Annotated in this window: 20 protein-coding genes; 8 read left to right on the plus strand and 12 right to left on the minus strand. The window is 73.1% G+C overall.

Annotated features, from left to right (window positions below):
- Window positions 1-27: 27 nt before the first annotated feature.
- The 4 genes from ACIQU6_RS31805 (at window position 28) to ACIQU6_RS31820 (ending at window position 2,876) form a co-directional block, all read left to right on the plus strand.
- Window positions 28-498: an Hsp20/alpha crystallin family protein gene (locus ACIQU6_RS31805; RefSeq protein WP_403485178.1), complete on the plus strand. Its 471-nt coding sequence runs from the start codon at window positions 28-30 to the stop codon at window positions 496-498.
- 185 nt (window positions 499-683) lie between these two features.
- Complete coding sequence (locus tag ACIQU6_RS31810; RefSeq protein WP_403485179.1) at window positions 684-911, plus strand: DUF1918 domain-containing protein; 228 nt, start codon at window positions 684-686, stop codon at window positions 909-911.
- Window positions 912-1,270: 359 nt separating this feature from the next.
- On the plus strand, window positions 1,271-1,822 hold the full coding sequence (locus ACIQU6_RS31815) for an Hsp20/alpha crystallin family protein (protein WP_403485180.1): 552 nt from the start codon (window positions 1,271-1,273) through the stop codon (window positions 1,820-1,822).
- Between the two features lie 247 nt (window positions 1,823-2,069).
- Complete coding sequence (locus ACIQU6_RS31820) at window positions 2,070-2,876, plus strand: ArsR/SmtB family transcription factor (protein ID WP_403485181.1); 807 nt, start codon at window positions 2,070-2,072, stop codon at window positions 2,874-2,876.
- 42 nt (window positions 2,877-2,918) lie between these two features.
- Here the strand turns inward: ACIQU6_RS31820 and thiI are convergent, their stop codons facing one another.
- The 12 genes from thiI to ACIQU6_RS31880 form a co-directional block, all read right to left on the minus strand.
- The gene (thiI, locus tag ACIQU6_RS31825) at window positions 2,919-4,271 is read right to left on the minus strand and encodes a tRNA uracil 4-sulfurtransferase ThiI (protein WP_403485182.1); all 1,353 of its coding nucleotides are present in this window, start codon (window positions 4,269-4,271) and stop codon (window positions 2,919-2,921) included.
- A 190-nt stretch (window positions 4,272-4,461) separates the two neighbouring features.
- Window positions 4,462-5,364 carry a glycosyltransferase family 2 protein gene (locus tag ACIQU6_RS31830; protein WP_403485183.1) on the minus strand — a complete coding sequence of 301 codons (903 nt, stop codon included), beginning with the start codon at window positions 5,362-5,364 and terminating at the stop codon, window positions 4,462-4,464.
- Window positions 5,365-5,915: 551 nt separating this feature from the next.
- On the minus strand, window positions 5,916-7,535 hold the full coding sequence (locus ACIQU6_RS31835) for an ABC-F family ATP-binding cassette domain-containing protein (RefSeq protein WP_403485184.1): 1,620 nt from the start codon (window positions 7,533-7,535) through the stop codon (window positions 5,916-5,918).
- Between the two features lie 175 nt (window positions 7,536-7,710).
- Entirely contained in the window at window positions 7,711-8,469 is a 759-nt protein-coding gene (locus tag ACIQU6_RS31840; RefSeq protein WP_403485185.1) for a class I SAM-dependent DNA methyltransferase, read from the minus strand.
- Window positions 8,470-8,592: 123 nt separating this feature from the next.
- Entirely contained in the window at window positions 8,593-9,537 is a 945-nt protein-coding gene (locus ACIQU6_RS31845) for a GNAT family N-acetyltransferase (protein WP_403485186.1), read from the minus strand.
- 330 nt (window positions 9,538-9,867) lie between these two features.
- Complete coding sequence (locus tag ACIQU6_RS31850; protein WP_403485187.1) at window positions 9,868-10,878, minus strand: DUF1259 domain-containing protein; 1,011 nt, start codon at window positions 10,876-10,878, stop codon at window positions 9,868-9,870.
- A 264-nt stretch (window positions 10,879-11,142) separates the two neighbouring features.
- Window positions 11,143-11,571 (minus strand): MarR family winged helix-turn-helix transcriptional regulator, encoded by a 429-nt coding sequence (locus ACIQU6_RS31855; protein WP_403485188.1) that lies wholly within the window; start codon window positions 11,569-11,571, stop codon window positions 11,143-11,145.
- A 67-nt stretch (window positions 11,572-11,638) separates the two neighbouring features.
- Window positions 11,639-13,483 carry an asparagine synthase (glutamine-hydrolyzing) gene (gene asnB / locus ACIQU6_RS31860; RefSeq protein WP_403485189.1) on the minus strand — a complete coding sequence of 615 codons (1,845 nt, stop codon included), beginning with the start codon at window positions 13,481-13,483 and terminating at the stop codon, window positions 11,639-11,641.
- 452 nt (window positions 13,484-13,935) lie between these two features.
- A complete protein-coding gene (locus ACIQU6_RS31865; protein ID WP_403485218.1) occupies window positions 13,936-16,119 on the minus strand; it encodes an FUSC family protein in 2,184 nt (727 codons plus the stop codon).
- A 183-nt stretch (window positions 16,120-16,302) separates the two neighbouring features.
- The gene (locus ACIQU6_RS31870) at window positions 16,303-17,247 is read right to left on the minus strand and encodes an ornithine cyclodeaminase family protein (protein WP_403485190.1); all 945 of its coding nucleotides are present in this window, start codon (window positions 17,245-17,247) and stop codon (window positions 16,303-16,305) included.
- A 114-nt stretch (window positions 17,248-17,361) separates the two neighbouring features.
- Window positions 17,362-18,606 carry a chitinase gene (locus ACIQU6_RS31875; RefSeq protein WP_403485191.1) on the minus strand — a complete coding sequence of 415 codons (1,245 nt, stop codon included), beginning with the start codon at window positions 18,604-18,606 and terminating at the stop codon, window positions 17,362-17,364.
- Between the two features lie 159 nt (window positions 18,607-18,765).
- Window positions 18,766-19,530: a trypsin-like peptidase domain-containing protein gene (locus tag ACIQU6_RS31880; RefSeq protein WP_403485192.1), complete on the minus strand. Its 765-nt coding sequence runs from the start codon at window positions 19,528-19,530 to the stop codon at window positions 18,766-18,768.
- Between the two features lie 232 nt (window positions 19,531-19,762).
- On the opposite strand from ACIQU6_RS31880, the gene ACIQU6_RS31885 reads away from it, so the two are divergent.
- From ACIQU6_RS31885 to ACIQU6_RS31900, 4 genes are all read left to right on the plus strand, one after another.
- On the plus strand, window positions 19,763-20,620 hold the full coding sequence (locus ACIQU6_RS31885) for an endo alpha-1,4 polygalactosaminidase (RefSeq protein WP_403485219.1): 858 nt from the start codon (window positions 19,763-19,765) through the stop codon (window positions 20,618-20,620).
- 76 nt (window positions 20,621-20,696) lie between these two features.
- Window positions 20,697-21,317, plus strand: a complete 621-nt coding sequence (locus ACIQU6_RS31890; RefSeq protein WP_403485193.1) for an L-threonylcarbamoyladenylate synthase — start codon at window positions 20,697-20,699, stop codon at window positions 21,315-21,317.
- A 14-nt stretch (window positions 21,318-21,331) separates the two neighbouring features.
- Window positions 21,332-21,883 carry a hypothetical protein gene (locus ACIQU6_RS31895; protein WP_403485194.1) on the plus strand — a complete coding sequence of 184 codons (552 nt, stop codon included), beginning with the start codon at window positions 21,332-21,334 and terminating at the stop codon, window positions 21,881-21,883.
- A 234-nt stretch (window positions 21,884-22,117) separates the two neighbouring features.
- Window positions 22,118-23,920, plus strand: a complete 1,803-nt coding sequence (locus tag ACIQU6_RS31900) for a coagulation factor 5/8 type domain-containing protein (RefSeq protein WP_403485195.1) — start codon at window positions 22,118-22,120, stop codon at window positions 23,918-23,920.
- Window positions 23,921-23,979 lie beyond the last annotated feature (59 nt).

Here is a 23,979-nt window from a genome sequence, read left to right on the forward strand (position 1 = left end):
CAGTCGCCGTACGGGAGGTGACCCCCGATGAACCTGCCGAGCCGCCACCCATCCGGAAGCCTGTGGGAGCGCGGGACGGGCTGGCCCCGGCCGATGGCCGAGTTCCAGGAGCTCTTCGACCGGATGAACCACTTCCTGGAGTCCGCCGCGTTCACCTCGCCGCTGGCCGAGACGCCGGCCCTCGCCCCGCCGGCCGACCTGCACGAGACGGACGAGGCGTACGTCGTCGAGTGCGAGTTGCCCGGGATCAAGCGCGAGGACATCGACGTCGAGGTCGGCGAGCACGAGGTGAGCATCTCCGGGGAGCTCAGGGAGTCCGAGCAAGCCGGCGCGCTGCGCCACCGCGGCCGCCCCACCGGGAGGTTCGAGTACCGGGCACTGCTCCCGGTGGACGTGCGGTCCGACGACGTGACCGCCTCGCTCACGGACGGCATCCTCACCGTGACGATCCCGAAGGCGCAGGCCGCCAAGCCGCGCCACGTAGAGATCCAGGGCTGAACCGGGCCGGTGGCGCCGGGCCCTGCCGCCGCCGGCCGGTGCCGCGGATCGCACCGCGCCACCCGGCGCCCGGCCACCGTCCCCGTGCGGTGCGCGGCGACGCACGCACACTGGAAGGAGGCGCGGCGCACGACCGGAACGGCGTGCGCGGACAGTCACGGCAGCGCAGGGAAGGGTGAGCGGCGATGCAGGCGCACAAGGGAGACGTACTGCGCATCACCGGACGTGCGGTGGGCAGCCCGGAGCACCGGGCCACGGTGGTCGAGGTGCTCGGCCGCAACGGCGAACCCCCGTACCGGGTGCGCTACGAGGACGGCCACGAGACGGAGATCTTCCCCGGCCCGGGCTGCGTCACCGAAGGCACCGCCGGGGCGCACCCCGCGCGGACCGACGCGCCCCGGCACACGGTGTAGCCCCATGGGACGCCGAGCGGCGGCGCGCCGGCAGCGCGCGGGGGCCGCGGGAGTCGGACAGCCGAGGCGGGTCGGGAAGCCCGGCCGGGGCGGCGGGAACCCCGGCGGTCCCGGGAAGCCGGGACGCGTCGGTGCCCCTGACGCGGCCGACAACTCGCCCAACGGCACCGGGAGTTCCGGGAGCGCGTCGGGCGGCGTCGACCAGCCCCCGCGGGCCGATGAGCTGCCGGGCGGTCGGCTGCCGCCGCGCCAGGAGCCGAAGCCCAAGCGACCGGTGCGGACGATCCGGGTGCCCGGGCTCTTCGGCTGAGGCGGCGCCCCGCTCGCCGAAGTCGCCGGCCCGCACCGGGACGCGCAGCATGGGAAGCAGGCGCGCCCGCGCGCCCCGCGCGGCGGCCGACCACCCTCGTCTCGCGGAGGTGATGGCGATGAACATGCCCGCGCGACGCCGTCCCGGCGGCTTCCTGGAGCAGATCCTGCCGCAGTTGGGCTGGGGCGAGCCGTTCGCCTCGGAGTTCGACGACCTCTACCAGCGAATGGCCCGCCTGCTGGAGTCCCCCGGCGGCGCCACCGCGCCCAGCGGCCATACCCAGTGGGCGCCGCTCTCGGACATGTACGAGACCGACGGTGCCTACGTCGTCGAGGCCGAACTGCCCGGCGTGCGGCGCGAGGACGTCGACGTCGAGATCGGCGGCCGGGAACTGCGCGTCACCGGCGAGTACCAGGAGTGCGGGAGCGAGGGCGTGCTGCGCCGGACCACCCGCCGGACCGGCCGGTTCGAGTACCGGTCGGCGCTGCCCGTCGACGTCAGGACCGACGAGGTCACGGCGCATCTGACCGACGGGGTGCTGACCGTGACCGTCCCGAAGGCCGAGCCCGCGACCCCCCGCCGGATCGAGATCACGGACTGAGCCGGCGGTCGGCGCGCGGACGTCGCTCGCCGGCGCGTTCGGCGGCGACCAACTTGCCCATGTGGAAGGCGCGTTGGTGCTGTCGCGTGCTCGGCCGGGGCGGTTCGCCCGCCGCGTTCGACAGTCGTCCCCGTCCGTTTCCTCCCTGGGGCGCCACCGTCCCGATTGACATGCAGCCAAATGGCTGCCTATCTTTTTATGCAGCCAATCGGTTGCATAAAGGGGTGGGGCAGGAGAGATGCGGGCCATGGACGAGGTCTTCAAAGCGCTGGCCGACGCGGGGCGCCGCCGGCTGCTGGACAGCCTCAACGCCCGCAACGGGCAGACCCTGCGGGAGCTGTGCGCGGAACTGGAGATGACCCGGCAGTCGGTGAGCAAGCACCTGGCCGTGCTGGAGGCGGCCAACCTGATCACCACGCTGCGGCGCGGGCGGGAGAAGCTGCACTACCTCAACGCCGAGCCGATCAACGCCCTCGCCGACCGCTGGATCAGCCACTACGACCGCGACCGGGCACGCGCCCTTGCCGACCTCAAACACGCACTGGAGACGCCACCCATGGACAGCAACGCGTTCGTCTACACCACCTACGTCCGCACCACGCCGGAGCGGCTCTGGCAGGCCCTCACCGACCCGTCCTTCACCAGCCGCTACTGGGGCGTGGAGTTCGACACGGACTGGCGGGCCGGGTCGGCCATGACCTGGAACGAGGGCGGGGCCGCCACGGCCCACCCCGAGCAGGTCGTCCTGGAGTCCAGCCCGTACCGGAGGCTGTCCTACACCTGGCACACCTTCACGCCGGAGTGGGCCCGGCGCATGGGCGTCGCCGAGGACGTCCAGGCCGCGTTGGCGGCCGAGCCGCGCTCCAAGGTGACGTTCGAGATCGAGCCGCTCGGTGACATGGTGAAGCTCACCGTGGTCCATGACGGCTTCGCCCCCGACTCCACGGCCCGCGGCATGGTCCAGCACGGCTGGCCCGCCCTGCTGTCCAACCTCAAGACCCTGTTGGAGACGGGCGAACTGCTCCCGGAGCCCGAGCCGCAGGCCCGGTCCTGACCCACGGTCCCGGCGGGGCCTCGCCGAGCCGGGGGAGCGCCCTCAGGCCGTTGCCGACGCCCGCGCCGCGCACGTCGTGGCATCACCGGGAGCAGCGGACCCGCTCCCGATCCGGGCCCCCGCCCCGACGGCCCCCGCGCCGCCGGTGGCACCCCCGTCCCTCCCGTCGTCCCCGCCATCCGCCTCCGGCCGCATGACCTGGGCGCCCGCCAGCAGTTCCGCGATCAGCTCGTCGAGGTCCAGGCGGCGTTCCAGCGCATGCAGTTGGGGCAGCGCGGCCCGGGTGCTGACCTGGGGCGGGGCGAGCAGCCGGCAGCAGTCCTCGTCCGGGAGCACCGAGACGTCCGCGGTGCCGATGGCGCGGGCCTCGTCGATGATCTCCTGCTTCTCCCAGCCGACCAGCGGCCGGACGACGGGGAGCGCGGCGGCCTCGTCCACGGCCACGAGGTTCGCCAGCGTCTGGCTGGCCACCTGGCCCAGGCTGTCCCCGGTGACCAGCGCCTGCGCCCGGATCCGGGCCGCCAGCGCCGAGGCGGCCCGCACCATCAGCCGCCGCTGCGCGACGACCTGGAGCCGGCCCGCGCCGGCCACCGCCAACTGCCGCTGCGCCCGCCCGAGGGCGATGACGTACAGCCGGCCCGGCGGCTGGTAGCGGTTGAGCTCCCTGGCCAGCGCGTACGCCTTGTACGTCGAGGACGCGTTGGTGTACGGCGCGCCCGTGAAGTGGACGAAGTCGCAGGCCAGGCCGCGGCGCATGGCGCGATAGGCGGCCACCGGGGAGTCGTAGCCGCCCGACAGCAGCACCAGGGCACGCCCGCTGGCCCCGACCGGCAGCCCGCCCTGGCCCGGATACCGGACCCAGGACAGATAGGTCTCCTTGCGGTCGACCTCGACGGCCAGCCGGACGCCGGGGTGGGAGAGGTCCACCGGCAGTCCGTCCAGGGCCTCCTGGATCCGCGCCCCCAGGTGGGCCGCCAGCCGCGACGACGTCAGCGGGAACGCCTTGTCCCGGCGCTTGACCCGCACCGCGAAGCTGGCCACCGGCCGTTGGGCGGCCAGCTCGGCGAGCGTCCGTACCGCCGCCGCGGTGATGGCCTCCAGGGAGCTGTCGACCCGGATCGCCGGCTGGACGGAGTTGAAGCCGATCACCCGGCGGGCCCGTTCGACCAGCGCCTCCTGCGGCACCTGGCCGCCCAGCACGGTGACGTTCTGCGCGATCTTGATCCAGGTCGATCCGCCGACACCGCGCAGCGCCACCCGGAGGTTGTCGTGCAACCGCTCGGTGAACAGCCGGCGGTTGCGCCCCTTGAGGAAGATCTCGCCGTGCTTGAGCAGGACGCAGGAACGGTCCGGGGCGCGCGTCCCGGTGGTGGGGAGGGATGGTGCGCCGGACACGGCTCTCCTTCGGGTGGCGTCGTACGGCCCGGGGCGCGGGCCCGTTGGGCCCTCGTCCGATGCCCCGCCCATAGGACGGGGCGGACCGCCGCACTTCCAGAGTAGACACGCGAAGCGGCCCGCCCCCGGGAGCGAGGCGGGGGGATCCGCCGGTGCGCCGGGGCGGCCCGGGCGTGACGGCGGCCTCGGCTCAGCCCGTCGGTGCGGGCCGCAGGCGGCCGGCGAGCGCGCGGGCGGCGAGTTCGAAGCGGAGCGCGCACTCGTGCCGGCCCCAGCCCGGGCCGGTCGGGTCGACGACCGGTTCGAAGACCCGCTGGAGCAGCACCACCACGTCGTCGTGCACGCTCGCGAAGTGCGCGAGATTGCGCCGCCATTCGCCGTGCCGGGCCGCGGGGGGCGACTCCCGGTGCAGGTGGTAGACGGCCGGCTCGGTGGCGTAGCGGAGGCGCAGGCCGCGGCGGGTGAGCCGGTAGCCCAGCTCGGCGTCCTCCAACCCCCAGCCGACGAACGCCTCGTCGAAGCCGCCGGCCGCCACCAGATGGCCGCGCCGCACCGAGGCGTTGCACGCCCACACGTAGTGCCAGGCGGTCTCCAGCCCGGCCAGCTCGCAGTCGAACGCCTCCAGCACCGGCTCCCGTTCGTCGCCGCGCACCACCGGCGGCAGCGCCTCGAAGCTGAACTCGTACCGCAGTCGCTCGCGGTCGACCGGGCCGTCCCCCAACTGGAACCGCCGGCCGACGACCACCAGGTCGTCGCCCTCGGCATGGGCCCGGACGTGCTCGGCGAGGAACGTCGGCGCCACCACCTGGTCCGCGTCGAGCAGCACGACGAGGTCGCCCGTCGCGTGCGCCAGCCCGAGGTTGCGGGCCCGCGCCCGGCCGGACGCGGGCGAGCGCGGCTCGTAGACATAGCGGACGTCGAGGCCGGCCGGCAGCGCGGCCACCATCCGGTCCGTGCCGTCCGCGGAGCCGTCGTCCACCACGATCACCTCGGCCGAGTGCGCGGTGTCGAGCGATTGGCGGGCCAGGGCCAGCAGACACAACTCCAGCGCGTCCCGGGCGCGGTAGGCGGGGACGACGACGCTTATTCTCATGCGACGGTGATCCTCACGCTCCGATGGGCCTCGATCCTCGACGGGCGGCAGCCTGTTGAAGGACATGCGTGACCACTGCTCACCCGGAGCCGTGACGGTGCCCGCGGATCCCGAAGGACCCGGTGATCCCTTTCTGGCCTCCGGGTCGCGGGCGCGGAGCGGTGCCGGGTGACGCGGGAAGTCAATCACCGCGTCAAGACAAGGGTCAACTGCCCACTTTCGGGCCCGAATTCACCACCTTGACGGGAATGTTCCGGTGCAGTAGAGCGCCCACCCGGCGTTCCGTCGGCCGCGCACCACCCCCCGCGGCGGCAGAGTGGGGAATGCTGGGGCTGGTGCGCGGCTCTGGGGCGGGTGTGCGCGGGGCGGTCACCGGGTGTCGAACGTCCTTCTGGACGCGCCCTGTTCGCCCGGTGTCCGGCGGCCCGAACGGCGCATCGGAAACCGGTCCGAACACGGCCGAGACCCCGCCCCGAGGGTGGCGGCGGATTTCCCCTCCCGTGCCGCGTGCGCTAGAAGGGCCTGCCCGAGGGGCCGAGGTCGGACAGGTTCTAGCGGCGGCGCTCCACCCGTCCCTCGTCCCACACCGGCTCCGGCACCTCCCGGACCCGGCCGTCCTGCCCGAAGACCAGGAACCGGTCGAACGACCGGGCGAACCAGCGGTCGTGCGTGACCACCAGCGCCGTCCCCTCGTACGCCTCCAGTCCCTTCTGGAGCGCCTCGGCCGACTCCAGGTCCAGGTTGTCGGTCGGCTCGTCCAACAGGAGCGCGGTGGCGCCGCCGATCTCCAACAGCAGGATCTGGAAGCGGGCCTGCTGCCCGCCGGACAGCTTCTCGAACGGCTTGTCCCCGTGCTGGTCCAGCTCGTAGCGGCGCAGCGCGCTCATCGCCGGCCCCCGGCTCTTCGCCTGCTCGGTCCACAGGATGTCGACCAGCGTGCGCCCCATCAGCTCGGGGTGGGCATGGGTCTGCGCGAAGTGCCCCGGTGCCACCCGGGCGCCCAGCTTCCACCGCCCCGTGTGCGCCACGTCCTCGCCCGCCAGCAGCCGCAGGAAGTGCGACTTCCCCGACCCGTTGGAGCCCAGCACCGCGACCCGCTCGCCGTAGAAGACCTCCAGGTCGAACGGCTTCATCAGCCCGGTCAGTTCCAGCCGTTGGCAGGTGACCGCGCGCACCCCGGTGCGGCCGCCCTTGAGCCGCATGGTGATCTTCTGCGGCCGCGGCGGCTCCGGCGGCGGGCCGATCTCCTCGAACTTCTGGAGCCGGGTCTGCGCCGCGTGGTACCGCGACGCCATCTCGTCGCTGCGCGAGGCGTACTGCCGCATGTCGACGACGAGCCGCTTCAACTGGGCGTGCTTCTCGTCCCACCGCCGCCGCAGTTCCTCGAAGCGCTCGAACCGCTCCGCCCGCGCCGCGTGGTACGTCGCGAAGCCGCCGCCGTGCACCCACACGTCGCTGCCGGCCGGTCCGGGCTCCACGCTCACGATCCGCTGCGCGGACCGCGCCAGCAACTCCCGGTCGTGCGAGACGAACAGCACCGTCTTGCGGGTCTCCCGCAACTGCTCCTCAAGCCACTGCTTCCCCGGCACGTCCAGGTAGTTGTCCGGCTCGTCGAGCAACAGCACCCCGTCGGGCCCGCGCAGCAACGCCTCCAGCACCAGCCGCTTCTGCTCACCGCCGGACAGCGTCCGCACCGCCCGCCACTGCGCCTTCTCGTACGGGATGCCCAGCGCCGACGTGGTGCACATGTCCCACACCGTCTCGGCCTCGTAGCCGCGCGCCTCCGCCCAGTCGCTCAACGCCTGGGCGTAACGCATCTGGGCCGCCTCGTCGTCCCGCTCCATGAGGGCGAGTTCGGCCTCGTCGACGGCGTGCGCCGCCTGCCGGATCCGCTCCGGCGCGACCGCCACGAGCAGGTCGCGCACCGTCCGCTCGTCCCGCACCGAGCCGACGAACTGCGGCATCACCCCAAGGCCCCCGCTGACCGTCACCGACCCGCCGTGCGGTCTCAACTCGCCCGAGATCAGCCGCAACAGCGTGGTCTTGCCGGCGCCGTTCGCCCCGACGAGCGCGGCGACGGCCCCCTCGCCCACCCGGAAGGAGGCGTCATCGAGCAACACCCGCCCGTCCGGAAGGTAGTACTCCACGTGCGCGACTTCTACATGCCCCATGAATCGGCCCAAACTGAGGAATCGTTGTGAAAACTGCGGAACCCTGCACCGAGCGCCGCGCGACGGCCGGCGCTCCTTCCCCCGCACTCTTCCTGGTCCGGGGCCCGCCGGCCAATCGGTTTTCGCGCCGGCCACGCCTCTCGGCCAGCTCGGGGTGAACGAGAAAGGCGACCGGTCACCTTCCCTTGCCGTCGGCGTGGACGGGCTTCTGCCAGACGGACACGTGCCGTTGGCTCTCGCCGGTGAACGGCTCGCCCGCCCATCCGCCCCTCCGCTCGCGCAGCCGCAACCCGGCGAGCTGCGCCATCAGATCGAGCTCCGCCGGCCAGACGTACCGGAAGGGCGTCGAGGTGAAGCTGCCGCGGCCGTCGACCACGTCGACGTAGTGGGAGCTCATCGCCTGGGTCGCCACGTCGTAGACGTCGTACGCCCAGCGGGTCGGGCCGATCTGGAACGGGACGGCCTGCGCCCCGGGCGGCAGCTTGCGCAGCTCGGGGACCATCACCTCGACGACGAAGGTGCCACCCGGTTCGAGGTGGTCCGCGACGTTGCGGAAGCAGTCCACCTGCGCCTGTTGGGACGTCAGATTCATGAGCGTGTTGAAGACCAGATAGGCGACGGAGAAGCTCCCGGCCACCCGCGTCGTGGCGAAGTCGCCGAGGGTCACGCCGATGTCGTCGCCGCCCGGCTTGGCCCGCAGCCGGGCCACCATCGCCCGGGACAGGTCGATGCCGTGCACCGGGATCCCACGGCGGGCCAGCGGCAGCGCGATCCGCCCCGTGCCGACGCCCAGCTCCAACGCCCGGCCCCGACCGGCCAGTCGGGCCAGCAGCGTCACCGCCGGATCCACCGCCTCCGCCGCGAACATCTCCGCCTCATCCGCGTCGTACCTGGCCGCGACGTGCTCTCCGAAGTACCCGTCCTCGTCCACCATGCCCGGACCGTACTGCGCCGGCCGGGCCCACCGCTCGCCGTTTTCCGGTGGGTTCGGGCCGCCGGAGGGCCGGAGCCCGGCGTGGCGTACGCGCTGCCGGCGCGGTCCTCGGGCCCTCCCCGCTCAGCCCCAGACCATGGTGATCTCGTGGCCGATGTTGACGTAGCCGGCGCGCCGGAAGGCGGCCGCCATGGGGGAGTTGCCGAGGTCCGTGGACGCCCGGACACGGGGGACGTCCTGTGCGGCGAGGACGCGGGTGCCCTCGGCGAGCAGGTCGTCGACGTAGCCGTTGCCACGGTGCTCGGGCAGCACGGCGATATAGGCGACGCTGGCGTTGTAGCCGTTGTGGGAGGGGAGGACGAAGCCCACCGGAGCCCCGCCGGGAAGGGTCGCCACGCGCCACCAGTCCCTGGGGGAACGGTAGTTGGCGAGCTCCCCCTCGTAGTGTGCGACGGCCGCCGCGCGCGCGGACATCCGGGTCAGGTCGGCACGGCTGTGCGCGTCCAGGGTGCCGGCGAGCGCCTCGGTCATCAGGGTGAGCAACAGCTCCGGGTCCGGGGCCGGGGCGAAGGAGAGGCGCCCGGTCGGCGCGGGAACCGGCGTCCCGGGGCGCCACTCCAGGCGCAGCCGCTCGACGAACGGCCGGGCGCCGGCACGCTCCAGGACCGTCATCCGGTCCCGAACGGCCTGCCGGGCGGCCGGGGTGTCGCGCCAGTCGGGCGGGACGTAGCGGCCGTACTCGGGCGGGGTGGCGCCGCGCGGGAGAGTGGCGGCCATGGCGGTGCGCAACAGGCGGACGCCGACGTCCATCCGCTCGTGGTCCGGGAGTTCGTCGTCGAGGTCGAGGAGGTCCAGCAGGGCCGGGACGTCGTTTCCCGGTCGGCTCCACCAGGCGAGCCTGGCCAGCGGCCGGTCGCCGCGGAGCGCCAGCCACATCCACGCCGGCCGTCGGCGGCCCTGGGCGAGGTCGTCCGCCAGCTCGTCGTTGAGGAGGTAGGGCAGGCGGTTGAAGAGGTCGAGCTCGTGCGGTCCGGCGAGCGGCCGCAGCGTCAGTTCGGGTGTTTGCACGGTCCGGGGCACTCCCTGGAAGGTGCCCGTCCGCCCCGGAGTTCAGCTCTGGTCGGAACCCCGGGAGGGGACGAGCGGGATGGTCATGGCGGTCATCGACCCGTCCCTCCTCTCGTTGTGTCGTCGTGGCCCGGCGGCGCGTGGTGGCCGGGGCTCGGAAGGAGAGGAAACCCCACGGCGGAGAGCCGCGCAACTCCTTTTCGCGGCCGGGAGCTGGAGCGGCGGGGCGACCGGGGCGGCGCGGCGCGGCCCCGCGCCGCGTCCACCGTCACCGCACCGATCGCCCCGCGCACCGCGCGGACCGCCGTCCGTGGTCGCCCGGCGGCCCGGTCAGCCGGCCGGGACGACGTTGGTGGAGTCCAACGCGGGACGCAGCGCGCGGGCGAGCCGGACCGCGTCGCCGACCACCCAGAAGTGCACGAAGAACAGCCGGGGATCGTCGGTCAGCCCGTGGTTGTGGAGTTCCACCAGCTTGGCGCCGGCCCGTCGCAGCGCCCGGAGGACGGGCTGGACCTCGTCGGCGACCATGCAGCAGTCCGCGCTGATCGCGGCCCGCCCGTCGCCCAGCGGCTGGAAGTTGAGGGCGCTGGTCGAGCCCAGGCCCGGCGGGAGCACCATATGGCCGTCGGTGATCTTCTCGCGGCGGACGAAGATGCACTTGTAGATCCCGTCGTCCACGGAACCCTTGGCGCCCAGGGCGCGGTCGATCCCGGCGGTGTCCAGGTCGACCTCGCCGTCCGCCTCGGTGGTCGCCGGCGGAGGGGTCCCGGTGCCGGCGAACGCCGCGCGCAGCCCGCGCGCCAGCGCCAACGGGTGGTGGCCGTGCGCGTGCACATGGACCCACCAGACGTCGGGCTGCTGGGCCAGCAGGTGCTTGTGCAGGGCGGTCAGCCGGATCTGGTGATGCTGCAACGCGTCGACGAAGTCCTGCAGTTCGTCCTCGGTGACCACGATGTCGCCCATCAGCAGGGTGCTGCCGTCGGTGTACCGGACGAAGGAGCAGTGCGAGCCCAGGGCGAGGGCCGGCCTGACCCGGACGCGGTGGGAGACCACCCGGAGGTCCCGGCGGGGGAGCCCGATGTGGAACATCACGTTGCGCTTCACGTCGCCGCCGCGGCCCATCGCCTTGGCGACGGCCTTCCAGTCGTCGGGGGTGGTGTGGACGGGGGTGATCAGCTTCCGCTCGGGCGCCGCGGCCGACCCGGCGGGGCCGGCGGTGGGGCGGGCGCGGGCGGGGGTGGTCGCCGCGGCGAGTACGGGGGCGAGCGCCGCCGCGGCCAGCACGCGCCGCCGCGGGGACCCCACGCGCGGGTCGGTGGTCTGCTGCCGGTCTTCAGCCATTACCTGAGCACCTCCACGAGGACCTCCATGAGGAGAGGCAGCATGGCTGACCTGAGGCCCCGTCATCTCGTAACGAGGGGCCAAGTGGGCTAGGAGGTCCAGCGGGACGGGTGAGCGGGTGGGCGAAAAACGTGGGAACGACGCATGTCCGTTCCCGTGGTGGCGGGTCGGTCGGGGCGGCGCGGCTGCCGCCCGTCGGACGGTGGGCAACGCGACGCCGCGGACGCGCTGTTGAGCCACCGTCACCAATGGGCGCGGCGCGGGTCAGTCCCCGGCCTCGGCGAGTCGGCGGAGCACCGGCTCCACCTCGGCGAGCAGTCGGATCTCCTCCGGGCGGAGCACGCTCAGGCGGCGGGCGAGGACCTGGGCCTCGCCGCGGGCCACCTCCGCCAGCGCCGCCGAGCCCCGCTCGGTGAGCAGGACCCGGCTGGCGCGCCGGTCGTCGGGGTCCGCCTCCCGGCGCACCAGGCCGGCGGACTCCAGGCCGAGGACGGCCGCGGTGGCGGTGGGTTGGGAGCACGGCACCCACTGCGCGATCTCCCCGATCCGGGACGGTCCGCGCTGGGTCAACAGCGCCAGCACCGCGGTGTGCGTGAGCTGGATGCTGCCCGCCGTGGCGGACCTGCGCAGGCTCCGGGTGAGCCGGTGCAGCGAAACCACCAACTGCAGCGCCGCGTCGTCACCGATCGTCATCGCTCACCCATCGCCTGCCGTACCGGACTCAGGTCCGAGGCGGGGCCCGTCGGGGCCCCGCCGTGGATCAGGAGAGCGTAATGGTGGGGGAGTACATCTCCAACCAGAGGGCCAGGTCCAGGGTGCGTTCGAGGCCGCGCCGGGACGCCTGGGTGATCTGCGGCGCTTCGTGGTCCGCCGCGCGTTGGAGCCAGCCGCGGTCCACGATGTCGAAGATCTGGTGCGAGGGGCGCGCCAACAGGTCCTTGGCGTGCTGCTGGAGCGCGACCGCGTACTGCGGGTCCTGCGTGGACGGGTACGGGCTCTTCACCCGGTCGTACACCGAGCGCGGCAGCACGTCGGCGGTGGCCTCGCGCAGCAGGCTCTTCTCCCGGCCGTCGAAGGACTTCAGCGACCAGGGGGTGTTGTAGACGTACTCGACCAGGCGGTGGTCGCAGAACGGGACCCGTACCTCCAGCCCGACGGCCATGCTCGCCCGGTCCTTGCGGTCCAGCAGGATCCGCACGAAGCGGGTGAGGTGCAGATAGCAGATCTTCCGCATCCGGAACTCGAAGTCGCTCTCGCCGTCGAGCCGTTCGACGTCCTTGATGGCGCGGTCGTAGTTGTCCTGGACGTAGGAGGGCAGCTCCAGGGCGCTGTTGAGGTCGGAGTTGAGGATGTGGTCGTCGTCGCCGAAGTGCTGGATGAAGCCCACCAGCCAGGGGAAGGTGTTGGCCTTCCGGGCGTCCTCGTCGAAGAACTGCTTGTACCCGCCGAAGACCTCGTCGGCCGACTCGCCGGACAGCGCCACCGTCGAGTGCTGCCGGATCGACTTGAACAACAGGTACAGCGAGGAGTCCATGTCGCCCAGGCCCATGGGTATGTCGCGGGCCCGGATCATCTTGGCGCGGACGTCGAGGTCGGCCAGGGTGGCGGAGTCCAGCACGATGTCCTGGTGCTCGGTGCGGGCGAGCCGCGCCACGTCGTGCACGAAGGGGGTGTCGGGGGTGGCGCGGAGGTCGTCGGCGATGAAGTTCTCGGTCTGGCCGACGAAGTCGACGGCGAAGCTGCGCACCGTCTCGCCCGCCTCGGCGAGTTGACGGGCCGCCAGCGCGGTCATCGCCGAGGAGTCCAGCCCGCCCGACAGCAGGGTGCAGCGCGGCACGTCGGAGACCAACTGGCGGCGGACGATGTCGTCGAGCAGGGTCCGGACGTGGCCGATGGAGGTCTCGCGGTCGTCCTGGTGGGCCCGGGTCCGCAGCGCCCAGTAGGCGTGCCGGCGCAGCCCGTCGCGGTCGACGGTGACCACGGTGCCCGGCTCGACCTCCCGCATCCCCTCCCACACCGCGTGCCCCGGCGTCTTGACGAAGGCGAACATCTCGCGCAGTCCGTCCAGGCCGACCCGCCGGTCGGCGAGCGGGTTGGCCAGGATCGCCTTCGGCTCGGAGCCGAACAGCACGCCGTCGGCGGTGGGGTAGTAGTAGAACGGCTTGATGCCCATCCGGTCGCGGATCATCACCAGCCGCTGGCGCTGCTCGTCCCAGACCGCGAACGCGAACATCCCGTTGAGGCGTTCGGCGACCGCCTCGCCCCACTCCAGGTAGGCGTGCAGCACGACTTCGGTGTCGGAATCGGTGGTGAACCGGTGCCCCTTGTCGACCAGTTCGCTGCGCAGCTCGCCGAAGTTGTAGGTCTCACCGGAGTACACGAGGACGACCTTGGTGCCGTCGGCGCGCTCGGCGACCATCGGCTGCCGTCCGCCGGGCAGGTCGATGATGGCCAGGCGCCGGTGGCCCAGCGCCGCGGGGCCCTGTACCCAGGTGCCGCGGTCGTCGGGCCCGCGGCAGGCCATCGTCTCGGTCATCGCGTCCACGGTCGCCTGCTCGGCGCGCAGTTCGCGGTCGAAGGAAATCCAGCCGGTGATGCCGCACATGCCTTGTCCTCCTCCTCCGAGCCCTGGGGGCCGCCGGCGCCGCGGAACCGCGGGACGGGCCGCGGCGGACCGGGGGTCGGGAGGGGGCGGGCAACGCCGATGGACGGTCGCCCGACCCGTCTCGCCAGAGTCAGTTGTATCGAGCACCTATGTAACGAGGGTGTTCCTCGGAGGCCGGTCGCGTCAACCGGGGCGTCATGCGGGACGGGGCGCGCGGGGGCCCGCCGGGGCGCGCGTGAGGGCCCGGCGAACGGCCGGTGCGACGGCGTTGAGCTGCGGGTTCGGCGCGGGGGCGGGCGCCGGGCGGCGCCGGCGCGGGAGCGGGCGCCCTACGGGAACGCGGGAAAGTTTTACCGGGAAGTGACGGACGGGAGCGGCTTCGTGGCCCTGGGGAACGGCACCGGGCCGGCCGCGCGGCGATCCGCGCGGCCGGCCCGGTGGGGTCTTGTGCGTCAGACGCTCTTCTTCCGGCCCGCCCGCCCGGCGACCGGCACGTCCAGGGCGCGGGCGATACCCACCACGCCCTCGTCGAGGCGCTGGAGGTGCCGCAGCACCCGGAAGGTGACGGTGTGCGACGGCGGCACCGGCGAACCGTCCGCCTCCAGCAGCGAGGCGATGCTGGCGCCCGCCTCCACCTCGCCGTCGACGGGCTCGTCGTTCACCCGCGCGGCGATCAGCTCGATGTTGCGCGCGATCCGCCGGCCGGCGCGGGCGAGCCGGGGATCGGCCGCCACCGACCGGCTGGCCGGCAGGAGTTCGGCCGTCGCCGCCAGCGAACGCGCGTGGTAGGCGCAGGTCTCCAGCAGCGCCACCAGATAGCGCGCGGTCTGCCGGCGCACCCGCAGCGGGGTGATGGGGTGCACCAGCGGCTGGGTGGAGCCGCGCAGGTCGTTGAGGGCGGTGTCCAGATCGCGGGCCCGGGTCAGCAGGTCCTCCGCGGGGCCGCCGGAGAGCTGGGTCACCGCCGCCGACACCGCGTCCCGGAGCCGGTCCAGGACCGTGCCCAGGTGCTCGTCGGTGCGCCGGTCGGTGTGCACCGGGAGCACCAGCACCGCGGCGATGATGCCGCACGCCGCGCCCAGCGCGGTCTCCTCGATGCGCAGCACCAGCGTCGCGACGCTGTAGGTGTTGAGGAGGGTGTAGAGCAGGCCGAGCATCGCGGTGACGAAGAACGACATCAGCGCGTACGACAGCGGCGCGGTGAAGAACATCCCGAAGACGCAGAGCAGCACCAGCGCGAACGCCGTCCAGGTGTGGTTGCCCACCAGCCCGGCCAGCGCCACACCGGCGATCACGCCGAGGACCGTGCCCAGCAGCCGGCGGTAGCCCTTGACCAGGATCTCGCCCGTGGAGGCGGTGTTGAGGAACACCACCCAGCAGGTCAGGACCGCCCAGTACCAGCGCTGGGTGGACAGGAACTCCCCGCCGACGATAGCCAGTGCGGAGCCCGCCGCGACCTGGAACGCGGCCCGGGTGGTGGGGCGCTGGAGCCCGGTGCGCTCGTCCTCCTCGTCCTCCTCCGCGCCGACGATCGACAGGTCCTCGGCGTCGAGCTCCTCGCGCGAGCGGGCGGTCGCCGAGGTGTCGTCGGACTCGTCCTGCGGCCCGTCCAGCGCGATCCGCAGGCCCAGCACGGCGCGGGCGGCCTCGCCGAGCGCACGGAACGCGTCCTGCACCGCCGCGGAGCCGCGCGGCAGTTCGTCCTCGTCGCGGTAGCCGAGCAGCCGGTTGCGGACGTGGGCCAGCGCGGTGCCGCGGTCGCCGGGGGAGCGGTGGGCCACCAACAGCCCCAGCGCTTCGAGGTCCCGGCGCAGGGTGGGCACGGCGTCGCCCTCGGACCGCAGGGGTTTGGAGCCGGCCGGCACCGGGGCGTGCGGCAGGTGCAGGGTGAGGGTGTCGGTGCGTTCCGCGCTGCGGGCGTTGAGCAGCGTCATGCCCAGGCGTTCGGCGGCGATCTCGGCGTCCGCGATGCGGCGTTGGAGCAGCGCCGCGGTGGCCGCGTCCCGGGTGCCCTCCTCCAGGCGGCCCTGGATCATCAGCGCGGTCTCGTGCAGCCGGGCGGTGTGCCGCCGCAGGTCGTCCAGGACGCCGTCCAACTCCTCGGGGTCGGCGTCCACCAACTTCCGCTGGGTGGCGACCAACTGGGCCAGGCGGGCCCGGAACGCCTCCCGCAGGCGGCCCAGCGTGTGCTCGGGGGTGTCCCGGACGACCGCGAACCGGATCACCGTGCTGCACGCGAACGCGACCGCCAGGGTCAGATACAGCTCCGGCAGCATCGCCACCGTGGCGTGCACGAACAGCGAGATGAAGTAGACCTGAAAGCCGATCAGTCCCAGCGCCGTGCCGCGGTCGCCGAACCGGCGGGCGTAGGCGGCGCCGAAGATCAGCGCGATGAAGAACAGGTCACCGGTGACGACCTGGTTGTGCAGCAGCGCCCCCAGCGACACCGCGGCCAGCGCCGTCGGCAGCCCGAGGCCGAGGGTGACGGCCTGGCCGCGCACCTCCTTCTCCCGGATGGCGAAGGTGGCGACCATCGCCGTCATCGCGCCGGCGACCATCAGCGAGACGCTGGTGCCGAGCAGCGCGAGGGCGACGAGGGCCAGCACGATCGCCCCCACCGTCCGCAACCCCGCCATCAGCCGCAGCAGTCCCGGGTCGGACGCCGCGAAGCGGTCCCAGATGCCGGTACTGGTCCGTCGTATCGCTGCCTTCACGCTGCCGTACGCTCCCCATCCTTGGCATCGGCCGAGGTCACATGCCATCGGCCGGGCGCCCCCAGCATTGCACGAGGACCGGGAAAGCGGACGGGATCCGTCCCGTCAGGCGGCCTCGTAGGCGGCGCCGGCCACCGCGAGGTCCTCCCAGGCCATGCCGACGCTCTTGAAGAGGCGCGGGCGGGCCGGGTCCGCGGTGGCGGCTCCGGTGGCCAGACCGGCGAGCGTCAGCATCGACGCGGGCGCGAGCCGGCCGCTCTCCAACTCGGGGATCAGGTCGCCGGCCTCGCGGGCCGCGGCGGTCCGGGACTCGACCACGACCGTGCTGCCCAGGACGGTCGTGCCGTCCACCTCGCGGCTGCCGCGCTCGTGGGAGCCGACCGCGGTCACCGTGGCATGCGGCGGGAGCAGCGCGCCGTCGAACAGCGGGGTGCGGGCGGTGGTGCAGCAGGCGACGAGGTCGGCGGTGGCGACCGCGGTCGGGTCGCCGGCCTCGACGGTCAGGCCGGTGTCCCGGCGGACGTCGGCGACGAAGCGCTCGACGTTGGCGGGGGTGCGGCCCACGACGGTGACGCGGCGCAGCGGGCGCACCGCGCGGAACGCGTCGAGGTGGCCGCGGGCCTGCGGGCCGGTGCCGAACACCACCAGGTGGGCGGCGTCGGGGGCGGCGAGCAGATCGACGGCGAGGGCGGAGACCGCCGAGGTGCGCACGGTGGTCAGCGCGATCCCGTCGAGCAGGGCGACCGGGGAGAGGGTCGCGGCGTCGAAGAGGAGGTACTGGCCCTGGACGCGGGGGAGCCCGGCGGCCGGGTTGTCGGGGGCGACGGTGGCGACCTTGACGCCCGCGTACCGGCTGCGGTGCGCGGGCATCAGCAGCAACTGGCCGTGCTCGACGGGCACGATGGTGCGCGGCGGATCGGCCTCCGGGTCCGGGCCGTCGCGCAGCGCGGCGCGCAGCGCGTCGACGGCCGCGGCCATCGGGAGGGCGTGCAGCAGACGGGTCTCGTCGATGGTCCGCGGCAGGTGGGGGACCGGGGGTGTGGTGCTCATACCGCCGAGTCTGCCCCGGACCGGCGCCCGGATGCGTGATCCACCACGCACCGGGGGGAGGGTGCGGAGGGGAGGGGCGTCGATGTCCGGTCGGGTGCTCCTCCCCTCCGCGGCTCAGCAGGCGCCGAGGTCCTGCCAGACCCCGGAGCCGCCGGTGGAGGGCGCCTCGCCCTGCGTCCACCACCGGGCCTTCCAGGAGTGGCCGTTGAAGGAGACGGTGTCGCCGCCCACGTACACGCTGCCGGCGGCGTAGGGGCTCGCGGCGCAACCACCGCCCGGAGGCGTGGTGGGCGGCGCGGTGGTCGGCGGGGCGGTGGGCGGGGTGGCGCCGGCGAACTTCACCGAGAACTTGGTGAAGTCCCAGTCGCCCTGCGGGACGCTGCTACAGGTCCCCGACGTCCGGCCGTTGTTGTCCGGCGGGGTGCACTGCCGGTCCCGGTTGACCGACCAGTTGGTGAGCCGCGCCATGTGGTGGGAGGTGGCGAAGTCCAGCACGGTCTGGAAGTCGGCCTGGGTGAAGAACTCCCCGGTGTCACTGCGGCCGTTCATCTGGGAGATGCCCTCGTGGGCGTAGGCGGTGGCCTCGTCCCAGCCGAAGGTGGACCGCAGCACGGCGTTGAAGTTGGTGAGCGCGGAGGTCTGGGCGGCGGCGCCGTTGAAACCGCCGTCGAACGGCATGATGGAGAAGTTGTCCGGGGTGAAGGACTGGGACTTGGCCTCGTTCAGCATCTGCTTGCCGAACCAGCCGGTGCCGTCGGCGGTGCCGGCGGTGGTGACGGAGAGGTAGAGGCCGGGGTTCTTCTGCTGGAGGATCTTGGCGGCGCCGATCTCGTTGTGGATGGCCGCGGTGTTCTCGTACTCCGGCTCCTCCAGGTCGAAGTCGAGGGCCTTCAGGCCGTACTTGTCGATGACCTGTTGGTAGGCGGCGGCGGTGGCCTCGGGGGTGCCGCACGCCTGGCCCAGCTTGGTGCCGTTGTAGCCGCCGATGGAGGCGGAGACGTCGCCGCCCTTCGCGCGGATCGCGGAGATCACCTTGGTCACATCGGTGTCCGCGTCCACCGGGTGGAGGCCGTCCCAAGTCGGCGAGCAGCCGCCGCCGTTGGGCGCGAGGACGAAGGCGAGTTGGAACGCCTTGATGCCGGTGGCGTCCATCACCGCGCCGGCGTCCGGCGGGTCGTTGTCGAGCGGCATGAGGTACGGCGCCGCCGCGTACCAGTTGCCGCCCAGCGCCGTGGGGGCGGTCACCGGGGCCGGTGGGGCGGCGTGGTGACCGGTGGCGAGTGCCGTGCCGGCGGCGGCGAGCGCGAGCGCGGCCGCCGAGACGGCCGTGGCGAGGGTCCTGAGTTGACGAGGTGGCACATGCCCTCCAGCGAAGCCGACGGGGGGAATCCAGGGGGGTGGTCCAGACCAATCGACCACAGCGTGGACCCTCGCCGTGGGCACGTCAACACTTTGGACTGGGCCAATACGCGCGAGCGCCGCCCGAGGGGTCCCGGGCGGCGCGGAGGGCGAGCGGGCTCAGTCGGCCAGGTGGAAACCCGCACCGACGCCGCCGTGCGCGTTCAGCTCGTCGATGATGCTCAGGATCGGCGAACTGTGCTGCGCGCCCCAGGCGTTGCCGACCAGCGTCTGGCCGTTGACCACCGGCGAACCGGAGTCACCGCCGTTGGTCCAGATCAGGTGCGTGAACCAGATGCCGTGGGTGCCCAGCTTGATGCCGCAGGTCAGGCCGGTTCGGTGGCCCTCCTTGCACATCCGGGTCCCGTTGGCCGGCGGCGCGCCGATCGACTTGATGGTCACCCCGCCGACCGTGCTGGTGGGCTTGACCCGCTTCTCGTCCAGGCGGATCACCGTGTAGTCCAGGCCCTTGGGGCCGGTGCTGAGCAGGTTGTTGGGCGTGCTGACGTACGTCACCGTGCCGATCTGGCCGGTCTTCAGGTCGGGGGCGCTCTTCGTGAACGGGGCGGGCGCGGCCGCCGTTCCCGCGGGCGAGACGTCCAGGTAGACCGGCGCGCCGACCAGCTTGTTGCCCTTCTCGTCGATGAAGCAGTGGGCGTTGGTCAGGCCCACCAGATTGCCGGCCCGGTCCCGGCCGACCGCCGTGAGGGTGCAGACGTAGAGGCTCTTGTGCTGCTCAGGGTTGGGCAGCATCCGGAAGATGATGCCGCTGCCGCCGCCGACGGCCGTGCGGGTATCGGCGCTCGCGCTCGCGGCCGGTGCCGCAGAGAGGGACAGGCCCGCCAGCAGAACGGCGGCGCCCAGCGCGCGTAGGACCCGGAACATGCGATCACTCCCCGTGTGGTGGTGCTCAGTTGGTCGAAGGTCTGACCCGACCAGCTAAGCGCGGGCGGGGGGTTCGCGCGATGAATAATCCATTCTGGACTATGTGAAGTGCGTCACCTTGCAGGGAGGCGAACTCTCTTGTCGCTGGGCGGAGTTGGGGCGTCCGTCGGGTTGGAGTGGGTGGTGGTCGTGCGGGCGCATAGGGTGGCGTGTCGTGTCCCCCGTGTCGTACATGTCCCGCCTGCCCGCGCCGCTGCGCCGTGCCGTCGGTGTCCTGGCGCTCGCCGTCCTGCCGCTCGCCGGCTGCTCCCCGGCCGCTCCGACGGCGGCGGGGCACCCGTCCCCGACGGCGCACGCCCGGCACGGCGTCGAACTGCCCGCCGCGGGCGCCGCGTTCGACTACCAGATCGGCGGCCCGTACCGTCCGGCCGACGGCGTCCAGGTGGTCTCCCGCGACCGCACCGCCCGGCCCGAGCCCGGCCGCTACACCATCTGCTACGTCAACGCCTTCCAGGCGCAGCCCGGCACCGAGGCCCGGCGCTGGTGGCAGCGGCACCACCCCGACCTGCTGTTGCGCGACCGGGACGGCGACCCGGTCATCGACGAGGACTGGCACGAGCCGCTGCTCGACATCTCCACCGCCGCCAAGCGCACCGCCCTGCTCGGCGTCGTCGGACCCTGGATCGACGGCTGCGCCGCCGCCGGCTTCGACGCGGTCGAACCGGACAACCTCGACTCCTACGAGCGCTCCCAGGGCCTGCTCACCAAGGACCACGCGCGGGCCTTCGCCGCCCTGCTGACCCGACGGGCCCACGACCGGGGGCTGGCCGCCGCGCAGAAGAACACCGCCGACCTCCTGCCCGAAGCCCGCCGCGCCGGCTTCGACTTCGCTGTCACGGAGGAGTGCGCCCGCTACCGGGAGTGCCCCGCCTACGCCAAGACCTACGACGACCGGGTCTTCGACATCGAGTACCGCCGACCGGACCTCGCCACCGCCTGCCGCGCCTGGGGCGAGCGGCTCTCCTTCGTCCTGCGCGACCGCGACGTCGGCCGGCCCGGCGACGACGGCTACCTCCGCCGCACCTGCTGACCCACCGTCCGGACCCGCCGGGCCCCGCCCGCGCCGGCGCCGCTGACCGGCCCGAACATCACCTAGACTCGCGAAAATGGCCAAGTACTTCGACGTCCATCCGGACAACCCCCAGCGCCGCACCATCGGGACGGTCGCCGAAGCGATCCGTTCCGGCGCGCTCGTCGCCTACCCGACCGACTCCTGCTTCGCCCTCGGCTGCCAGCTCGGCAGCCGCGACGGCATCGACCGCATCCGGTCGATCCGCCACCTCGACGACCGCCACCACTTCACCCTGGTGTGCCAGAACTTCGCGCAGCTCGGACAGTTCGTGCAGATCGACAACGACGTCTTCCGCGCGATCAAGGCCGCGACCCCCGGCCGCTACACCTTCATCCTCCCCGCGACGAAGGAGGTCCCGCGTCAGCTCCTGCACCCGAAGAAGAAGACCGTCGGCGTCCGCATCCCGGACCACACCGTCGCCCAGGCGCTCCTCGCCGAGCTCGGCGAGCCGCTGCTCTCCAGCACCCTGCTGCTGCCCGACGAGGAGGAGCCGCTGACCCAGGGCTGGGAGATCAAGGAGCGCCTCGACCACGTCATCGACGCGGTGGTCGACTCCGGCGACTGCGGGACCGAGCCCACCACCGTCGTCGACTTCTCGGGCGGCACGGTGGAGGTCGTCCGGCGGGGCGCCGGCGACCCGGCCCGGTTCGAGTGAGGGGCGGCGCGACGATGGCACGCGTACGAGGCCGCGCGATAGCGGTGGCCGTTGCGCTGTTGACGGTCCAGGCCGGCGCGGTCGGGGCGGTGTTGGCCCAGGCGGGGCCGGCGGTGGCGAGCGCCCCCGCCGCGTCCCCGACGGCCGCGCTGCGGATCACCGAGGGCCAGGTCGGCGAGGTCGGGCCCGGCGGTACCCTCTTCTACCCCGCGGTGACCAGTTGTCTGACGGTCACCGTCCGGCTGGCGGACGGCGGGCTGGTCGGCGCGCACGCCAGCCTGTTCCAGGTGCCGGGCGAGTACCGGTCGGACCGGATCCTCGCCGCCGTCAAGCAGCGGATCGGCGCCAGGGCGGTGCGGGCCGTGGAGGTGCGGGGCGCGGTCGGTGCCTGGCATCCCAGCTACTTCAGCCGGGCGATCGAGAGCTACCCGGAGGGCGCGCAGGTGCCGGTGCCCACCAAGCCCGACCCGGACGGACTGGCCCAAGCGGTGGCGGACGGGCTCGGCCAGCCGCGCGCCGGGGTCACCGTCCAGGACCTCCCCGACGGCGACCAGACGGTGAAGTGAGCCACCCCGACCGGTCACTTCTTGAACGCGGTGGGGGTGTCCCGGTGCACCGCGCGAAAGCGCATAGTGGGATCAACTCCGTTTAACGGCAGGTACGTTGGCGGTGGCCCGGCGGTCGGTCGGCGAACTCCGGTAGGCCCTCTTGACGCACCCTTCACGAAGCTGAAGCATGCGACGGCGGGAGCGCGCTCCCTTCCCCCCACGGCTTCACTTCCTGAATCAGGAGGGTCATCCATGACCCCTGCCTCCGAGGAACCCCCCACCCCGCAACGGCAGGCCGTCGGCCGCCGGGCCCTCCTCGGTGCCGCCACCGCGGCCGCCGCGGCGCCCGCCCTGCTCGGCCCCCTCGGAACGGCCGCCGCCACACCGCCCCACCGGCCCCCGCACGCCCTGCCCGGCGGCGGCGACCTCGGCCCCAACGTCCTGGTCTTCGACCCCGCCACGCCAGGCATCCAGGCCAAGCTGGACGAGGTCTTCCAGCAGCAGGAGAAGGCCCAGTTCGACAAGGGGCGCTACGCCCTGCTGTTCAAGCCCGGCACCTACCACGGCCTCAACGCCCAACTCGGCTTCTACACCTCCATAGCCGGCCTGGGGCTGTCCCCCGACGACACCACCATCAACGGCGATGTCACCGTCGACGCCGGCTGGTTCAACGGCAACGCCACCCAGAACTTCTGGCGCTCCGCGGAGAACCTCGCCCTCGTCCCCGCCAACGGCACCAACCGCTGGGCCGTCGCCCAGGCCGCCCCGTTCCGCCGGATGCACGTCCGCGGCGGCCTCAACCTCGCGCCCGCCGGGGACGGTTGGGCCAGCGGCGGCTACCTCGCCGACTGCCGCATCGACGGCACCGTCGAGCCGCGTTCCCAACAGCAGTGGTACAGCCGCGACAGCGCCGTCGGCGGCTGGTCCAACGGCGTCTGGAACATGGTGTTCTCGGGCGTCGAGGGCGCCCCCGCGCAGACCTTCCCCCAACCCCCCTACACCGTCCTCGACACCACCCCCGCCTCCCGCGAGAAGCCCTTCCTCCACCTCCACGGCGACGAATACCGGGTCTTCCTACCGGAGTTGCGCACCGCCGCCCGCGGCGTCACCTGGGGCAACGGCACCCCGCGCGGCACCGCCCTGTCGCTGTCGCGGTTCTACGTCGCCAAGCCCGGGGTCACCGCCGCCACCCTCAACCAGGCGCTCGCCCAGGGACTCCACCTGCTGTTCACCCCCGGCATCTACCGCCTCGACCGGCCGATCCAGGTGACCGCGCCCAACACCGTGGTGCTGGGCCTCGGTTACGCCACCCTGATCCCCGACAACGGTGTCACCGCCCTGAAGACCGCCGACGTCGACGGCATCCGACTGGCCGGCCTGCTGATCGACGCCGGACCGGTCAACTCCGCCACCCTGTTGGAAATCGGCCCGCCCGGCGCCTTGGCCGACCACTCCGCCAACCCGACCACCGTCCAGGACGTCTTCGTCCGGATCGGCGGCGCCGGCCCCGGCAAGGCCACCACCAGCATGGTGATCAACAGTCGGCACACCCTCGTCGACCACACCTGGGTCTGGCGCGCCGACCACGGCGAGGGGGTGGGCTGGGAGACCAACCGCGCCGACTACGGCATCCGCGTCAACGGCGACGACGTCCTGGCCACCGGCCTGTTCGTGGAGCACTTCAACAAGTACGACGTGCAGTGGTACGGCCAACGGGGCCGCACCGTCTTCCTCCAGAACGAGAAGGCGTACGACGCCCCCAACCAGGCGGCCGTCCAGGACGGCGACGTCAAGGGCTACGCCGCCTACAAGGTCGCCGACTCGGTCACCACCCACGAGGCGTGGGGACTGGGCAGCTACTGCTACTACAACGTCGACCCCGGCATCGTCCAACACCACGGCTTCGCCGCCCCCGCCGCCCCCGGGGTGACGTTCCACGACCTGCTGGTGGTCTCGCTCGGCGGCAAGGGCCAGTACGAACGCGTCATCAACGACACCGGCGCCCCGACCTCGGGCAGCTCGACCGCCCCCTCGACCGTGGTCGCCTATCCCTGACGGGACAGCGGTGGCGGGCCGCGCGACACCCACTTTCTCGTCGGTACCCGGCCACCGAC

Origin of the sequence: Streptomyces sp. NPDC090442 (assembly GCF_044769405.1) — a bacterium.
GTDB lineage: Bacteria > Actinomycetota > Actinomycetes > Streptomycetales > Streptomycetaceae > Streptomyces.